Origin of the sequence: Pleionea sediminis (genome assembly GCF_007570825.1) — a bacterium.
Lineage (GTDB): Bacteria > Pseudomonadota > Gammaproteobacteria > Enterobacterales > Kangiellaceae > Pleionea > Pleionea sediminis.
Genome location: NZ_SUNB01000001.1, coordinates 1,001,014 through 1,018,552 on the forward strand (window position 1 = coordinate 1,001,014; position 17,539 = coordinate 1,018,552).

Consider the following 17,539-nt stretch of genomic DNA (forward strand, 5'->3'; position numbering starts at 1 on the left):
ATTGCTAGAAATTCAATGCTTAACCTAACACCAATAGTTAAAATACTCTCTAATAAATATTCTTCTAAAAAATACTTTAAAACCATTTTCCCCATATTTTTCATTAGTTTATATACTTTTCCAGTGTCGGCAGATGATCAGCTTGAAGACGAAGAACTTTTTAGTTTAGAGCTGCACGAGCTGTTGAATATAAAAGTAACGGTGTCATCAAACTTTAAGGAATCACAACTTATTTCAGGCTCAACGGTGGATGTCATTTTAAAGTCACAATGGCAAGACTATGGCGCAGAAAATGTGAGCGATGCTCTCAGTCACCTTCCTGGCACCATGATATATCCAACCACATGGGGAGGATCTGCCGTAGCCATTAGAGGTTTCGCGTCTAATTTATCTGTTCGTGGAATCGCAACTGTTCTCGATGGTATTCCCATGAATAACCTGAGGACAGGTTCAGCTTTATACGATATTCGAGGCTATTCTGTTTCCAGCTTGGATCGGATAGAAATGATTCGAGGCCCTGGCTCTGCTCTCTATGGCTCAGATGCTTTCCATGGCGTTATTTCGATGAAATCTTATCAATCAAAAGAAGACAATACGGATATTTGGATACACACTTCCAGTGAAGGATTCGTGGAAAGCAACGTTAATCATACATCTATAGTTGGAGATGTAGCGATAAATGCATCAGTTACCACAATTGACCAGTCAGCCCAAGATATTCCTTACTCCTATACCATTCCGGGTACTAACACAGTAGAAACTTCAGCACGAGCAAATGCATATGATGCTTATACGGGTATTTTCAAAATTAGTGTTCCCATTAGCAACACTTTTGAAACAAACTACGGCTTGTATGTAAAATCCCATGACTCCATTGAAAGTGTCTCCGGTGGCCAAAGTCAGTCACCTTTTGGTAGTATCTTTTTAGATACTGATGTCACCGATGGCAAAGACCGACTTATTGCCCTAAAAGGTGATTTTGAAGTTAACTTTGCAAATGAAATAACATTCGAGGGAAAAGCCTACTTATGGAAGAGTAGTGTCAAACAGTATACAGATACTTCTCTACTGCCCGGATTTGATGGTCGTGGTTCTCTAGGTCTTGGAAAAGAAGAAGTCTCAGGCGTCAGCTTTCTTGTAAAACAACCAACCAACCCCTTGAAGACTCAATGGGCCATTGGCATTGATTACAAAAAAAATAAATTTGATAAAAGCCAAAATTTTCTGACCGAAAGCGGCGAAGATCGCACAATTGTTTTTGCTGTTCCTCCTCCCCAAACTGGGTTCGATCGTGACGTGACAGGCTTAGTGGTCTCAGCAAAAACAAAGTTGGTGGATGATCGTATTCAAATAGTTTACGGAGGTCGGTATGACACTTATTCAAACTTCGGAAACCAAACTTCACCTCGTTTTGGAATAATCTATTTGCCCACTGAAAAGTCAGCACTCAAATTATTATACGGTGAAGCTTTTCGAGCACCAATATCAAGCGAATTGCTAGGTGCTGGAGGGTTTAAGGGAAATCCGGGTTTAGAACCCGAAGTCATTGAAACCACAGAGCTAGTTTATATGTTCCAGTCTGATAGCTGGAAGCTTAACCTGACCTATTTTGAAAGTGAATGGACCAATGGCATCATTTTAACACCAACCACCGACCCTGACTTTACTGCTGAGTATAACAACGTTGGTGAAAATGAATCGAACGGTGTAGAAGTCACTTATCGTGGAAGTTTAGAGAACTGGCGTTGGGACCTCAGTGCATCAATGGTGAATAGCAAAGCCATTACAGCGACTGGGAATATCGACTATGTCGCCTTTCCAGAGAATATTTTCAATATTAATTTTGGGTATACGTTTGAAAAACAAAATCTCGATTTATATGTCACAAATCGAATACATCAAGACGCCAAAGAAGGACCAATTTCAGATAATGTCCCAAACCCAAGACCCTTAAAGAATTTTTACAATACTGACGTCACGCTCGAGTGGAAGGTTTCCAATCAATGGTCAATTCAGGTCGGTATTCGCAATATTTTCGATAAAGAAAATTACTTACCCGCAGTTTGGAACAATGAAAATGGAATTCGAACTCTGGGCACTTATTTTCAAGCAGGGTTATCTATACGCTTATAATTCGCAAAAAAAAATTCTCACAAAGAGATACCCCTCAATAGATTTAGGCTAATTATTAGCTAAAATCAAAGAGTTGACTATATTTTAGAGAATAAGAACCTCTAAATGAAAGGAAAAATTCCGATGAACGTCAGCCAAGAAGAAACATTATTTCGTAATAATTCTGAACCCGTAAACTCAAAGACATTCCGTCTCTCAAAACTATCTACAGCTTGTCTATTATGCATTCTTGGAAGTACTTGTAGCTTCGCTTCTGAAGACGAAGGTATCGGTGATATTTCTCTGGAGGATCTCTTAAACATCGAGGTAACCGTCGCTTCCAATTTTAAAGAAACAGAATTGGAGTCCGGCTCTACGGTTGAAGCAATTCTAAAAAGCCAGTGGCGCGACTATGGTGCCGAAAGTGTGAGCGATGCTATCGGTCACCTACCAAGTACAATGATTTACCCAGTGCCTTGGGGTGGCTCTGCAGTAGCTATTCGCGGTTATGCATCAAACTTATCCGTCCGAGGTATCGCGACAGTGCTTGATGGCATACCGATGAACAATTTAAGAACAGGTTCAGCCTTGTACGATATTCGTGGCTTTACGGTTTCTAGCTTGGATCGAATAGAAATGATTCGTGGACCGGGCTCAGCGCTCTATGGTTCAGACGCTTTCCATGGGGTAATCTCCATGAAAACTTATCAATCAAAAGAAAATAACACTGATTTTTGGTTACAAGCTTCCAGCGAAGGGTTTGTGGAAGGCAACGCCAACCATACATCAATACTGGGCGATATAGCGATAAATGCTTCAATAACAACGATTGATCAGTCTGATCAAGATATCCCCTATTCTTATACAGTTCCTGGAACGACAACCGTTCAAACATCAAGTCGTGCTAACGCATATGATGCTTACATGGGTGTATTCAAAATTAGCGTTCCAATAAGCGATACTTTCAAAACAAATTATGGCATCTACTTAAAATCACATGACTCAATTGAAAGTGTTAGTGGTGGACAAAGCCAAAGCCCCTTCGGCAGTATTTTCTTAAACACCGACATTACCGATGGTAAAGATAGACTGGTCGCTCTCAAAGGTGATTTCGAAGCTAATTTCGACAACGAAATTACATTGGAAGGTAAAGCTTATCTATGGGAAAGTCGAGTAGAACAATTTACAGATACTTCGCTTTTACCAGGTTTTGGTGGAGCAGGTTCTCTTTCTGTTGGTGTTGAGGAAGTGTCTGGTGTAAGCGTTCTAGTTAAGCAACCAACAAATCCATTAAATACTCAATGGGCTGTTGGTATTGATTATAAAAAGAATGAAGTGTCAAAAAGCCAAACTTATCTTACCGCTAGTGGAACAGACCGGACCATAATTTTCGTTGCTCCAGATATTATTGCGGGATTTGATCGTGACGTTAAAGGCTTAGTTGTTTCGGCTAAAACTAAATTAATCGATGATCGTCTTCAAATAGTCTACGGTGGTCGGTACGATAAATACTCTGATTTTGGAAATCAAACTTCCCCGCGATTCGGCGTTATATTTTTGCCTACAGAAAAACAAGCATTGAAACTATTGTACGGTGAAGCTTTCCGAGCTCCTATCGTTACAGAATTACTGGGTGCCGGTGGTTTTAAAGGAAATCCCGACTTAGAACCTGAAGTTATTGAAACCACCGAACTGGTTTACATGTATCAGTCCGACAGCTGGAAACTTAACGTCACTTATTTTGAAAGTGAATGGACCAATGGAATCATTTTAACACCAACCACCGATCCTGACTTTACTGCAGAGTATAACAACGTTGGTGAAAATGAATCTGATGGATTAGAAATAACTTATCGAGGAAGCTCCGGCAATTGGCGCTGGGATCTAAGCGCATCTTTTGTGAGCAGTGAATCAATCTCTGCGACAGGAAACGTTGATTATGCTGCATTTCCAGAAAAAATATTTAATTTGAACTTTGGTTATCGTTTTGAAGAAGAAAACCTGGACTTGTTTGTCACGAATCGTATTCATCAAGACGCGAAAGAAGGACCTATCTCTAACAATGTTCCAGCACCAAATGATCTTGACGATTACTTTGCAACCGATGTTACTCTCGATTGGTCTCCCTCTAAAAAATGGACATTGCAACTGGGCATTCGAAATATATTTGATGAAGAAAACTTTGTACCGGCTGTTTGGAATAATGAAAATGGAGTTCAAACATTAGGAACCTACGTACAAGCAGGGTTCGCTTTTAAATTATAAAACTTTAACAAAACAACGAAACAAAAATGGCGCGAGTTTTCGCGCCATTTTTATTATGATTAATCGTTGTGAACTAGCGTAAAAGCAATAAAGGACGCTTCGTTTTTTCCAGCATTTTTTCGGTGAAGCTACCTAAAAGAAAACCTCTAACTCGACTATGACTAAATGCGCCCATTACAGTAAGATCAATGTCTTGCTCTAATTGATACTTAGCTAACGCCTCATCAATTTCTCCTTCGAGCTTAACAGTCGTTACTTCAATATCACTATTTTCTAATTCTTTTTTAGCTTCATCCAATAGAGTATCAATTGATTGATCGGCATCTCCAACATAAACCAAATGACATATTGCATCTTTAAAGGCCGGACTGGTACCGACCATCGACAACGCTTTTCTAGATGCACTGCTACCGTTGTAAGCTAACATAATTTTTTGGGGAGTCGAAAAACTTTTATTAACGACTAATATTGGCTTATGAAGTGAACGAATCGTTGTTTCTAACTGAGTACCGACTCCCGACTCATCACCTTCATGTTGCTCACCTCGAATACCAACAACGAGTACTCTTATTTCATCTTCAAGCTCAACTAACGATTCAGCAAGCGCACCATGCCGTTGTCTAATTTCAACATGACTAACACCACTCTCTACAGCCTTTTTCTTGGCTGCCTTTAGCATGATGTTGCCTTTTTCAATGAGTAAGCGAGAACGGTTTTGCTCAACTTCGGTTAGTTCATTGAGTAAATCTTCGGATGCGCCTAATCCAATAGCCCCTGTTAGGTCTGCGACTGCAGGCACTTTGGTATGTTCAATCGTATGCAGAAATGTTAGCGGTGCATCTACCTTATTCGCGATCCAGGATGAATAATCACAAACAGCCTCGCTGTATTTCGAACCATCGATGCACGACAAAATATATTGTTTTTGTTCTTTCATTAATGTCCTCCCAAAACACGCTCAAGTTCTTCAGGCTTATCGTGAACGCCAAATCGGTCAACAATAGTTTCACTCGCTTCATTCAATCCAATGACTTGAACTTCTGCACCTTCGCGCCTGAATTTAACAACCGCCATATCCAGCGCATAAACCGCCGAAATATCCCAGAAGTGTGCTCGACTTAAATCAATAATAACTTTAGACACAGCCTCTTTAAAGTTAAATTGTTCGATAAACTTACTCGAAGAATTAAAAAATACTTGTCCATGAACTTTGTATGTGCGCGTACTAGAATCTTCATCAAGTAACTTTTCAAAATACATAAAATGACTAACTTTGTTCGCAAAAAACAACGCCGCAAGCAAGACACCGACGAAGACACCATAAGCTAAATTATGGGTATAAACAACAACGACAACCGTTGAAATCATCACGATATTAGTTGACAGAGGATGATCTTTCAGATTTCGAATGGAACGCCAGTCGAATGTACCAATTGAAACCATGATCATTACTGCAACAAGTGCTGCCATTGGAATTTGAGCCACCCAATCATTTAAAAAGACAACGAGAATTAATAATACACTACCCGCAATCAAAGTAGACAAGCGCCCTCGGCCTCCGGATTTTACGTTAATAACCGATTGACCAATCATGGCACACCCAGCCATACCACCTAGAAGGCCAGCACCAATATTGGCAATGCCCTGACCTTTACACTCCCGATTCTTATCACTTGGCGTATCCGTTAAATCGTCCACAATCGTCGCAGTCATCAAAGATTCGAGCAAACCCACAACAGCAAGTGCTGCAGAATAAGGAAAAATAATGGATAAGGTTTCAAAGGTCATTGGCACGTCAGGCCATAAGAATATTGGCAAAGTATCGGGCAACTCTCCCATATCACCAACGGTTCGAATATCGAGTCCAACAATCATTGCAAAAGCGGTACATGACAAAATACAAACCAAAGGAGAAGGTATCATCTTGCCAATAACGGGAATGTAGGGAAAAAGATAAATAATGCCAAGTCCTACAGCCGTCATTGCATAAACGTGCCAAGTAACACTAGCACCAGTCAGCTCTGGCAATTGAGCCATAAATATCAGTATCGCCAATGCATTCACAAATCCTGTCACCACAGAGCGAGAGACAAAACTCATGAGACTGCCAAGCTTCAAATATCCAGCAATGATTTGCAGTACGCCCGTAAGTAAAGTCGCAGCGAGCAAGTACTCAAGCCCATGATTTTTTACCAGCGTCACCATCAATAAGGCCATAGCGCCGGTCGCAGCAGAAATCATCCCTGGCCGGCCACCAATGAAGGCAATTATGACGGCAATACAAAAAGACGCGTACAAACCGACCTTTGGATCGACTCCTGCAATGATGGAAAATGCGATAGCTTCCGGAATTAATGCAAGGGCCACCACAAGCCCAGCCAAAATGTCTCCGCGTAAATTTCCAACCCAGTCAGCTTTGGTTGATTTTAAAAGCATATTAACCCTACTTGTAATTTGTAACCTGAATTAATGCGTTTGCCTGTATAAAGATAGGCTCTATCCAAAAGGTAGTTTGTTTTTGCCAATAATGGAGAATCCAACGGCATTCTTTCGAAACTTTAGGCTCACTTGCCTTGAATGGAGGGCGAATTCTACAGCAGACATCTCACAAGAGCAATGCAGCGCAACATTGATAAATTAGTTAGCAACTGGAGAGAGAGTAGTAATCATCTATAATTTATTAACAATGGCTGGTCTAGGTATGATATGTCGGTTGAACTGAGTGAGCTGAAGGTAAAAATTGCCGATCTCAAAGTTGGCATGTACGTTTGCCGATTAGATAAACCTTGGGAAGAAACCAGTTTTCTTTTACAAGGTTTTTTAATTACCTCGCAGGAAGATATCGACGCTTTAGCCAAACAATGCCGCTACGTTTATGTTGAAACAAGAACTTTCGCAACCAAAGCAACAGAGGGCGAAAGGCGTATTGCTCAAATGGGACTGAGTGCGAGAAAAAGCACTCTTGATGTCACTCCGACACTTCCTCCCCTTAAAGTACCAGAAATTCCCGATCTAAAACACAGAAAGTCTTATACAAATACCTGTACTGTTGAACAAGAATTTTCTCAAGCCAGATTATGTTTTAAATATGCCAAATCAGCAGTACAAAGTATCATTGACGGTGTCCGCTTAAATCGAAACATTGATATGGATGAATGCCGAGAAGTTGTTAATGACGTCATTGACTCGATATTTAGAAATCACAACGCGCTAATCTGGTTAACTCGAATTAAAAATAAAGACGATTACACTGCCGAACATTCAATTAATGTCTGTATTTTGTCGATCGCTTTTGCAAAATTTTTAGGACTAGACGAAAAACACATTGAAAACATCGGCTTGTGTGGAATGTTACACGATGTTGGAAAGGCAAAGATTCCTGACGAAATCCTAAATAAGCCGGGACGTTTCACTGACGAAGAAATGGAAATAATGAAACTTCATACAACTTTTGGTCGTGATTTATTAATGTCAGTGCCCGATCATGATATGAACGTTATTGATGTCGCTTACTGTCACCATGAGAGAATGGATGGTAATGGATACCCTATTGGCTTAGAACCATCGAAAATACCCTATTATGCGCAACTTATTAGTATTGCAGATGCTTACGATGCCATAACCAGTAGCAGAATTTACGACAGTGCACGTTCCTCAATGAATGCGCTTGATATTATTTATAAAAATCGAAACCTTCAATTTAATGAACAACTTGCTTTGGAGTTTGTCAGGTTTATAGGAGTGTATCCGCCAGGCTCAATTGTTGAAATGTCCAATGGAGAAATAGGCATTGTTATTTCATCGAGTCTGGAACATAAACTCAGACCTAGAGTTTTACTTTTAAGACGGTCAGATAAAAAAACGGTTCAAAAAACGATTATTCAACTCGAACAACGCCCAAAAGATTGTGACGGAAATTTATATAACATTGCAAAAGAAATACCGAACGGTACTTATGGTATCGACATTGGAGACTTTCTACATAAAAACTTAAAGCTCGATCAGGAGACTTAACCTATGCAAAATGAGAAGCGGAAATTTCCCAGGCTATTATGTTCAGATCAGTTTTCGAATAGCACGATCATTATTGATGATGTTGCATATGAAATGATCTCGGTTAACTTTAATAATTCAGGGATGGCCGTTTACTCTCATATTCGACTGCCAGAGACAAATATTTGCTTTGTGTCATTTACCCTAGATAATGAATCACCGGTCGAAATTATGAATATTCCAGCGACTATTCGCTATCGACATGAAATGGAAACAGGTAACCAGTATGGCTTGGAGTTCAAAATTGAAGAAATGGAGCAACCAACTATTGCAAAACTTAAATCAATAGAAGAGTATCTGAGGCAATCTGAAGATCTCGAATCTCGCTGGCCACTCCCTTAATTTTTATAACATGGCTAAAATAATGACAGAAACCACTCCCGCACCAGATATAACGATTGTTTTGTTTCTGAGCATTGGAGATGTTAATCCTAAAAATAATCCACTAATTAAAATGAAAAGTAGAGCTAGCGAAACAAACTTTTGGAACCACTTAAACTCTGTTGGACCATGTCCTTTGTGCAGTTCAATCAAACTACGGATTAAACTAGGCTCTCTTTTAGTTATTACCAACTCACTGTTCTTTAATTCAAGCATAAAGTGAGTTTGCGAAGTAGGTCGAGTAATTGTGAGATCACTATTCCCACGAGTGTAATCAAAAGAGTGTTCAATTCCTGCAGCCTTTAATACCCTCTCAGTTTCTTTATTTCGATCATCGGCAGAAAAATCGATATTAAAATTGTCGCCACTATAAACAATCGTCTCGACATTTTCTCCTTTTATATCTAAAAGATATAATCCGCCAGAAAGACCTATTATTACTAATACAGGAGCAAAAAATGATGCGGAGATTAGATGAAGATTAATTAATGTTTTTCTATTCATAATTATTCAAACCTATATAGCTTACTTGTAACTGAAATTATTTAATTAGTTGTCTTTTTAATTTTTGAAAACCAAGCTTTCAATTGACTCGGCTGTTCAAACAGTAAATAACGATCAGTGCTGACTCCATCAAAAGCAGACAAAAGCCTGCTATTGTCAATTGAGTCACCACCTATATTTCTTATAGCAGAAGCAACAACTTGTTCTGGATACTTGCGCATCATCTCGCCATAGACTTCTGGATCTTTTTCCCCACTGTCCCCAATAAGAATAAACTTCCGCTTAGGATATTTACTGAGTATGTTTGCGATTTGCGCTGGCTTAGTTTCTGTACCCGGCTTAAACAAATTCATTATCGACGAATCACGGAACCGAATACTTTTCAAAGAAAATGTTGCCCAAGGAAATCCAAACTCTGCTGTCATATTTGACAGTGCAGGATAAAGCTGCCACGGACTTGAAGAAACAAAATGGAGAGCAACACCCTCATCTGCAAACCATCGATAAACACTATTCATTCCTTCAATAATATCGAAATCTTCAAAAAACGTATTTTTAATGAGCTCCTTCCGCTCGGTAACTTGAGTTTGTTTAATTGTGTCATCAATATCTGAAATGATAGAAAACCCAGAATTTTCGAGTAACCTGGTCTCACCTCCCAAAACACGATGATCTTGCGCGATTGCAAAATACTCAATTTTAGAGCTATTTTCACATTCATTCACATATTTACGGTCTAAATGAATAAGCTGCTTAAAATGTCCATTTTCTTTCGACTCTGAGAGCTCGAATATTTTACCACACAGATTAATGGAAATTGACTTCCCCCGCTCATTATCAGCCATTAAAAACGTTAATCGCTCAGTTAAATTTTCTTCATGAATTTCTGAAGCTTTTAAATTGTATTTAATTTCAAGCACGTTTTTTATAAAAAACGTGCGAGCCGTAGAATCAGCTGGTTCAAAAATCCAACCATGGATCGGCAATGCCCAAGTTTGATTCTGCTCTGAATAGTAACCCTCGGTATTGAAAAAAATAACTGTCTCATCGTCTTTAATCACACTTTTCTCAGGATCTAGTGAAAATCCGAATGACGAGTAAGTAACGATAATTAAAAGAGCTACCAAAAGATTTCGAATAAACCCCATAAAAGGCGCCACCTGAATGTACTAATGTTTTAATATGATAACAAAAAAGCCGGCTCTTAGCCGGCTTTTAGTGTTTAAAATTCAAGCTCTACTGCTGATAAGTCGCAGAGTCATGGAACTTAGCTAAATCACTAACTTCAGTTTCTCCTTTTACCTTAGCGAACGGCTTATTTTTATATTTGGAACCTCTTAACTGAATCGATACTCGAGCAGCCTCTGGATTTCCAATTGTTTCTTTATAAAAGGCCTTAATATCGTCTAGAGTCACCTTTTCAACTTCAGCGATAAGTTTTTCTCGTGTATCGAACTTCCAATTCTCTTCATACCAATCACTAACCATTGGAGATTGTTCTTCAGATAAGTTCTTAGGTTCTTCTTTCAGAGAAATTAATACACTTTGCTTGAGTTTAGCAAACTCATCTTCCTTAAGCTTACCTAATATTTCTTGATACTCTGTTTTGAATGAGTCGAAACGAGCTTGCATCTCTTCCACACTCTTAACCGGTGTTTGAATCGCAAATCCCACAGCAGTAAAGTCTTTAATTTGACGTGTCAATCCAGCAACAGCATACGCCAACTGCTCTTCGGTTCTCAGAGTTCTGAAAGTATTGGTACTTAAGTGACCACTTAAAACTCGCGCACGCGCTTCTTGCTTAAGACTCGGCTCAGGATGAACATGAAGATCGAGTACAGCAACGTCAGCTACTTCTAGATCTTCTTTCATTGTCAAAACATCACCTTTTTGAGGCTGCCAAAATTTAGTGCGAGTATATTCAACAACTTTTCGATGCTCAGGTAAAACCCCTTCAATTTGCTTAACAACGTACTGTATGTCTCTTTTATTGTAATTACCGAACGCAAATGTACGAATGTTGTTATTCGCCATTACATTTTCCATAAACACCGACAAGTCTTGCGGCTTTAGTTTTTTAGCAGCAGCAATCAAGTCATCATTCCTCGCGCCATAACTCGTAATCAAAGAGTTCATTTTTCCAGACAGTTGATAGATAGGAAATTGCTTTTCTTGATTAGATAAGTTTCTAACATAACGGTCTACCGCTTGAGAAAAACTCGTAGCATCAATGTCAAATGTCAACGCTTTTAAACTTTTCTTAAGAAGCTCAGGTTGCTTATCCGTAAATCCACTAATAATTAATTCTAATCCATTTGCATTTCTCAAGTTCATATTCATTCCAGCAATTGATGCTTCTGTCGCTAATGCACTTTGCTGTAAGCTATACATATCAGTCCAGAGCGAAAGTAGAACTTGAGACTCGATATCCTTTTGACGCGATGGATTGTTGATGTAAATTCTCAAAACACCTTTCGGTTGATTTTTAAATTTTTGAGAAGGGTACTGCCATACTTTAATACCATTCTTGTCATGAGCAATCGTCGGTTTTTCAAGATCCAAATTTGCAGTCTTAATATTAAACGACTCTGGTAAAAGTGTATTTACTTTGGGTAACGATAAAGCAAATTGGGGCTTCTTATTCCATGACTTAATTTCAGCTTCTGGAATATCGGTAATTTTGTATTTACCATCGTAAAAATGCATGCTCTTATCTGATGGCTCTTCTTTACTGATGTACCAAATACGCAAACGTTCCGCTGTCATTTGATTCAATACTTGTTGAATTGCTTTAGAGTTGAACGCTTGGTAAGTATAGGGCGCACTAATGACTTCATGCACTGGATAGTTTTGCATTTGACCTGCAAGCTGGGAAACATACCCAAAAGCATTACCTTTTTCTAAAAATCGGAATTGATTGTTGAGCGAAGTTTGAATTTCTTTAAAGTATTTAGAATCGACACCTTCTTTTTTAATTTTGTCAATGTATGACATAACTAAGTGAGTGATCTCTTCTCGCTTCTTCATTCCTTTATCAGTTAAATCAATGCTAATTGAAAACTGACCATAATTACCATACTGATTAGGCGATGCACCTGCATTTAGACTTGAAATTAAACCTTCTTTTTTTAATGCATAAGATGGTGTTCCTGGCATTTCACTTCCAATCAAATAACCGAGGTAGGAATTCGGTTTGACTCGAAAATCATCCATATTATTTTCAATGGTAAAATCAAGTACGAGACGCTTCACATCTTCATTTGGCACATAGTGAATTCGCTTTCCAGCCAGTTGCTCAAAATCAATTTTATCATTAACGCTTGGCTTATCGATTTTTTTGTTTTTGATTGTTGAAAAATATTTGGTTGCCAATTCTTTCATGTCTTTAATTGGCAAGTTGCTGACCAAAGCAACTTTCATGATATTGGCAGAATAATAATTATTGTAAAACTCTACCGTCTTAGGATGTAACTTCGCGTTTTCTTTATCACTTAATGTTTCAAGGTTACCAATTAAAAAACGATTGGCAGGGTGATCACCCATCATTGAACGATTAAGTTTGAAAATACCGAAAAAATCCATTTCACGTCGCATCGACCATTCTGCATTTACTGCATTTTTCTCTTTGTCAGTGTATTCGGGATATAATTTTGGAGATTTAAAGAAATCAGAAAATCGATCGAGAGCTTCTTCGTATGCACCGTTATTCACCTGAAACATGTAGTTAGTTATGTCTAACCAGGTATATGCATTTGAAGAACCACCATTCTTCGTCATAAATTCATTATAGCTTTTAGGATCGGGGAATCGCTCGGTACCTAAAAAGAGCATATGCTCTAAATAATGAGCCATACCTTGCTGAGTCATGGGGTCATGCAATAAACCTACGCCAACACTCAATGCCGCAGCAGATTTATCAACCGTTGGATCAGATACCAACAAAACTGTAATACCATTCTCTAGTTTTAAAGCTTCGTAACTTCTTTCATCACTTGGGCTTACAATAACAGGCTTTTTAGAAACGCCAGCATCAACTTCGACAGGTAGCGCAGTCCCTGCAGAAATGACCATCGCGGCAGATAACATTTTGCTAATCAGATGTTTCATAGTCGGTCCACTCTTTGTGTTAATTCTTTCTTCGCTACTTGAGCAAAGTCGTAGTAATAGGCTGGTATTATACGAGTAGAATTCCCCTTAGATGAATCCCGATTTGTTTCTTTTTGTAACGAGAGTCTTATTTTTACCGGTAATATTAACCGAACTGACTATAAATCAACCAACACAAACTGGTCGGATCTTATACTAAGTGAAGTTTACAGTTTAATCATCAAAGCCGACATGCAGCACTAAAAAACCGAAGAATAAAAAAATACAAAGATAATTAACGTGTTGCTGAATGGACACCCATCAATATTGTGTTTACGAACGTGTCGCACTCGCTATCCGATAATGAAAATTAGAGTCCACTAATAGGGTTACAAAAAGCGCTTATTCGGATTAGTTGCCTAGCCAACGATGCATTACAACGCACGCTGTTAAATCCCCCGTTACGTTTAAGGTAGTTCGACACATATCAAGAATTCGGTCGACGCCAATAATTAATGCAATACCTGTTGCCGGGACTCCGATAGAAGTGAGTATGGAAGCTAAAACAACAATTCCGACACCGGGTGTACTAGGTGCTCCTATCGATGCCCCAACGGTAGTGACAACCAATAAGAAAAATTGAGTGCCAGAAAGGTCAATACCAAACACTTGAGTTAGAAATACAGCAGCAACCACTTGGTATAAAGCAGTACCATCCATATTAATCGTCGCTCCTAAAGGAATAATAATCTTAGCCACTTGAGGATCGACCTTTAAATTATCTTGGGCAGTTTTGATAGACAGAGGCATAACGGCTGCCGAACTTGAGGTAGAAAAGGCCAGTAACTGAGCCTCTCTTATGGCGCTCAAAAATTCCAAAGGTCGCTTTTGTGAAACGAAAAACGCCATCAGCAAATAAAAAATCAGTAACAAAATTAATCCTGATAATACAGTCGCGATGTAAACCCCCATCCCCAAAATAGCATCCACGCCGACTTTAATACTAATTTCGGCCATCAAACCAAATACAGCAAACGGAGCTAACAACATAGCCCAGGCAACGACTTTCATTGCAATTTCTTGTAGAGATGACAAAAGCTCAAGTACCGGCCGGCTTTTATCACGTGGAATTGCCAAGACAGCTAAAGCCATAATGATCGCTAAAATAACAATTTGAAACATCGCCCTATCAGCAATCGTTTGCGTTGGATTTGAAGGTATTAACTCAACGATTCTCTGAGGAACCGATACCGCATCCAGGGTTTGAGAAGAAGCCAACGCAAGATTTACGCCCTCATCAGACAAAGTTTTCCGAATGAGCTCCTGATTCAAAAAGGCTCCCGGTTCAATGAGAACAGCAACACCAAAACCAATCAGGACAGCAACAATTGTCGTACTGACAAAATAAGGAGCAATTCTATATCCCGCTTTCTTTACAAACTCACCGTCGCCACTGCTGGTAATTCCTAACACAATCGAAGCAATCACTAAAGGAACAACAATCATTTGAATCATTGCCAAAAATATACGACCAGGCAGAGCTAACCATTCAGAAGCCAGTAATGCATGCGTTTCATTTATTAGAGCGCCACCGGATGGGGACAATAGAAGCCCGATAAATATACCGAGGAACATGCCAACGAGTATTTGAGCCCAAAGTTTTGCTCGTAACAAAAAGCCCAGTCGATCTAACAGAGCTTTTGACGAAAACAACGAGGACTGGTTATGGCCGCGAAAATTAAACATCGATTTTTTGCTGTTATCTAATAGTAAAATATAATCTTAGACAATTAACCAAAAACAGATTTGATCTATCTCAAATTTACCGAATTGATTTACTAACAGTTAACTTAACGCTCTATTTTTGAACAGACAAATCTCAGAGTAGGAATAGTGGAATATACCTGCTTACAAACCTTATAAGCAGGCCATCGTCTCAATTACTTTTTATTAAACTCAACGGGGCTGAAGGGAATATCGGGTCGGGTCGAAGACGTGGTTTCGAAAATATGATAGATTTTGTGAAGATTTTGGCGATTGCGCTGCGTGACGTCCAAGTCTTTAATCAAGCCATCTTCAATGTCATATATCCAGCCATGAATCGATAACTCTTGACCACGATCCCATGCATGCTGAGCCATTTTGGTTTTGGCGACATTAAATACTTGTGTCACAACGTTTAATTCGCATAAGCGGTTGACTTTTTCTCGCTCAGATAAGTTCTCTAACTTCTTCTCATTGTTGAAATATATATCTCGAATATTTCTAAGCCAACTATCGACCAGTCCAACCTCATTATCGCCTAATGCTGCGCGCACACCGCCGCAACCGTAATGTCCGCATATAATAATGTGTTTTACTTTCAAAACTTCCACCGCGAATTGCACAACAGACATACAGTTGAAGTCAGTATGAACAACAACATTCGCAATATTTCGGTGAACGAATAGTTCTCCGGGGGCAAGCCCAACAATCTGATTGGCAGGAACACGACTGTCGGAACAGCCAATCCATAAATATTCTGGCTTTTGCTGCTTTGATAATCGCTTGAAAAAATTTTCATCTTCAGCGACCATCTTTTCTGCCCAATCTGTATTATTTTTTAAAAGATTATCTAGCGACACGATAGCCCTTACCTCACCGTCCAAACTTTAATAATCCACAATTGAGACGGAACAATAGAATCAGTTCATTTACAGGGCGAGTAGTTTGCCGCTCATCGAAACGTAAAGCAATAGTTTACCTGGAACGATTGTAGACTCTATTCAGGAAATTTCTCCATTACAAACAATGATATGGAAATAAAATTTTTGCTAAACTCATCCGAGATTTATCTAAATGGTTGATTTTTAATGTCGTCTCTTGATAACTGCTCTCACGCCAATCTGATTTCATTTGAAGAAGCTTTGACAACCTTGCTGCAAAAGGTCGTACCAATTAGAGACACCGAAAGTGTTCCTTTACTAGACTCTCTCGGACGAGTTCTCTCAGAATCGATACTTTCACCAATTGATGTGCCAAGTTTTGCTAATTCTGCAATGGATGGATACGCACTAAAAGCAAGCAGCCTGAATAACTCAAAAACATTAAAAATGGTAGGCAAAGCTTTTGCTGGCTCCCCTTACAACAAAGCTGTAACTGAGGGAGAATGTGTTCGAATTATGACCGGCGCTGTTATTCCAGAAGGCTCCGATTGTGTCATTATGCAGGAAAACACATCACAATCAGGTACCGCTAAACTCGGAGAAAGCATCGTCTTTCACTCAACTCCAACTGTTGGAGACAATATCCGAATAGCAGGCAATGACATAAAAAAGGAAGACAAAGTATTACCCAAAGGTCAATCTTTAGGCGCTGCCGATATTGGGTTATTGGCTTCGCTGGGTATGCAATCGGTTCCTGTTATTCGCCCTCTTCGAGTTGCTGTATTTTCAACGGGTGACGAGCTGGTTCAGCAAGGCATCCCTCTGCGGCCGGGCCAAATTTACGATAGCAATCGCTATACCGTTTTATCTTTACTAAAAAAATTAGGGGTCGAAATGCGAGATGTTGGCAATCTTCCCGACGAGCCCAAAGCAATTGAACACGCCCTCATGGAAGCTGATAAATGGTCAGATATCATCATCACATCCGGCGGGGTTTCAGTGGGTGAAGCCGATTACTTAAAATCGATCATTGAATCGATGGGACGCTTGGAACTATGGAAAGTAGCCGTTAAACCAGGAAAACCATTTGCTTATGGCAAACTGAATCGCGCGCACTTTATTGGCTTACCCGGAAACCCAGTTTCCGCTCTAGCAACGCTTTATCTCTTGGCGACACCTATGATTGAAAAAATGCAGGGGAAAAAACCCACATCTTTACACGTGATTAGAGCAACACTCGAATCCCCTATTCGCAAAAAGCCCGGACGAAAAGATTTTCAAAGAGGTTACTTTACGACAAATCAGGCAGGAGAAGTCTTCGTTACAACAACAGGCCCCCAAAGCTCTGGTGTCCTAACCTCCATGAGTCGAGCCAATTGTTTTATTGTTCTTGCACCTGAACAAGGTCCGATGGACAAAGGAGAATCGGTACTGATACAGCCATTTAATCATTTAATTTAAACTTTATCGTTCATTTAGTGTCTTTTGGGTGA

Annotated in this window: 12 protein-coding genes; 5 read left to right on the plus strand and 7 right to left on the minus strand. The window is 39.4% G+C overall.

Going from position 1 to position 17,539, the window contains the following annotated elements; translation table 11 throughout:
• Positions 1-15: 15 nt before the first annotated feature.
• Both FAX86_RS03970 and FAX86_RS03975 read left to right on the plus strand, forming a co-directional pair.
• Positions 16-2,133, plus strand: coding sequence for a TonB-dependent receptor plug domain-containing protein (locus tag FAX86_RS03970; protein WP_144392032.1), 2,118 nt, complete (start codon positions 16-18; stop codon positions 2,131-2,133).
• A gap of 105 nt (positions 2,134-2,238) precedes the next feature.
• Positions 2,239-4,377 (plus strand): TonB-dependent receptor plug domain-containing protein, encoded by a 2,139-nt coding sequence (locus FAX86_RS03975; RefSeq protein ID WP_144392033.1) that lies wholly within the window; start codon positions 2,239-2,241, stop codon positions 4,375-4,377.
• 73 nt (positions 4,378-4,450) lie between these two features.
• On the opposite strand, the gene FAX86_RS03980 is transcribed toward FAX86_RS03975, so the two are convergent.
• The gene (locus FAX86_RS03980) at positions 4,451-5,314 is read right to left on the minus strand and encodes a universal stress protein (protein ID WP_144392034.1); all 864 of its coding nucleotides are present in this window, start codon (positions 5,312-5,314) and stop codon (positions 4,451-4,453) included.
• On the minus strand, positions 5,314-6,813 hold the full coding sequence (locus FAX86_RS03985; RefSeq protein ID WP_144392035.1) for a SulP family inorganic anion transporter: 1,500 nt from the start codon (positions 6,811-6,813) through the stop codon (positions 5,314-5,316). Before FAX86_RS03985 ends, FAX86_RS03980 begins: the two co-directional genes overlap by 1 nt.
• Positions 6,814-7,083: 270 nt before the next feature.
• Between FAX86_RS03985 and FAX86_RS03990 the strand changes: the two genes are divergently transcribed.
• Both FAX86_RS03990 and FAX86_RS03995 read left to right on the plus strand, forming a co-directional pair.
• On the plus strand, positions 7,084-8,391 hold the full coding sequence (locus FAX86_RS03990; RefSeq protein WP_144392036.1) for a cyclic di-GMP phosphodiesterase: 1,308 nt from the start codon (positions 7,084-7,086) through the stop codon (positions 8,389-8,391).
• A gap of 3 nt (positions 8,392-8,394) precedes the next feature.
• Positions 8,395-8,772, plus strand: a complete 378-nt coding sequence (locus FAX86_RS03995; RefSeq protein WP_144392037.1) for a PilZ domain-containing protein — start codon at positions 8,395-8,397, stop codon at positions 8,770-8,772.
• A gap of 3 nt (positions 8,773-8,775) precedes the next feature.
• On the opposite strand, the gene FAX86_RS04000 is transcribed toward FAX86_RS03995, so the two are convergent.
• The 5 genes from FAX86_RS04000 to can all read right to left on the minus strand — a co-directional run bounded on the left by FAX86_RS04000 (position 8,776) and on the right by can (position 16,025).
• Positions 8,776-9,315 (minus strand): PepSY-associated TM helix domain-containing protein, encoded by a 540-nt coding sequence (locus FAX86_RS04000; protein WP_144392038.1) that lies wholly within the window; start codon positions 9,313-9,315, stop codon positions 8,776-8,778.
• Positions 9,316-9,356: 41 nt separating this feature from the next.
• The gene (locus FAX86_RS04005; protein ID WP_144392039.1) at positions 9,357-10,463 is read right to left on the minus strand and encodes a phosphatidate phosphatase App1 family protein; all 1,107 of its coding nucleotides are present in this window, start codon (positions 10,461-10,463) and stop codon (positions 9,357-9,359) included.
• An 88-nt stretch (positions 10,464-10,551) separates the two neighbouring features.
• Complete coding sequence (locus tag FAX86_RS04010; RefSeq protein WP_144392040.1) at positions 10,552-13,422, minus strand: insulinase family protein; 2,871 nt, start codon at positions 13,420-13,422, stop codon at positions 10,552-10,554.
• 390 nt (positions 13,423-13,812) lie between these two features.
• Positions 13,813-15,147, minus strand: a complete 1,335-nt coding sequence (locus FAX86_RS04015; protein WP_144392041.1) for a dicarboxylate/amino acid:cation symporter — start codon at positions 15,145-15,147, stop codon at positions 13,813-13,815.
• A gap of 194 nt (positions 15,148-15,341) precedes the next feature.
• Positions 15,342-16,025 carry a carbonate dehydratase gene (can, locus tag FAX86_RS04020; protein WP_425467768.1) on the minus strand — a complete coding sequence of 228 codons (684 nt, stop codon included), beginning with the start codon at positions 16,023-16,025 and terminating at the stop codon, positions 15,342-15,344.
• A 228-nt stretch (positions 16,026-16,253) separates the two neighbouring features.
• On the opposite strand from can, the gene moeA reads away from it, so the two are divergent.
• Positions 16,254-17,507, plus strand: a complete 1,254-nt coding sequence (gene moeA, locus FAX86_RS04025; protein WP_144392042.1) for a molybdopterin molybdotransferase MoeA — start codon at positions 16,254-16,256, stop codon at positions 17,505-17,507.
• The last annotated feature ends 32 nt before the right edge of the window (positions 17,508-17,539 follow it).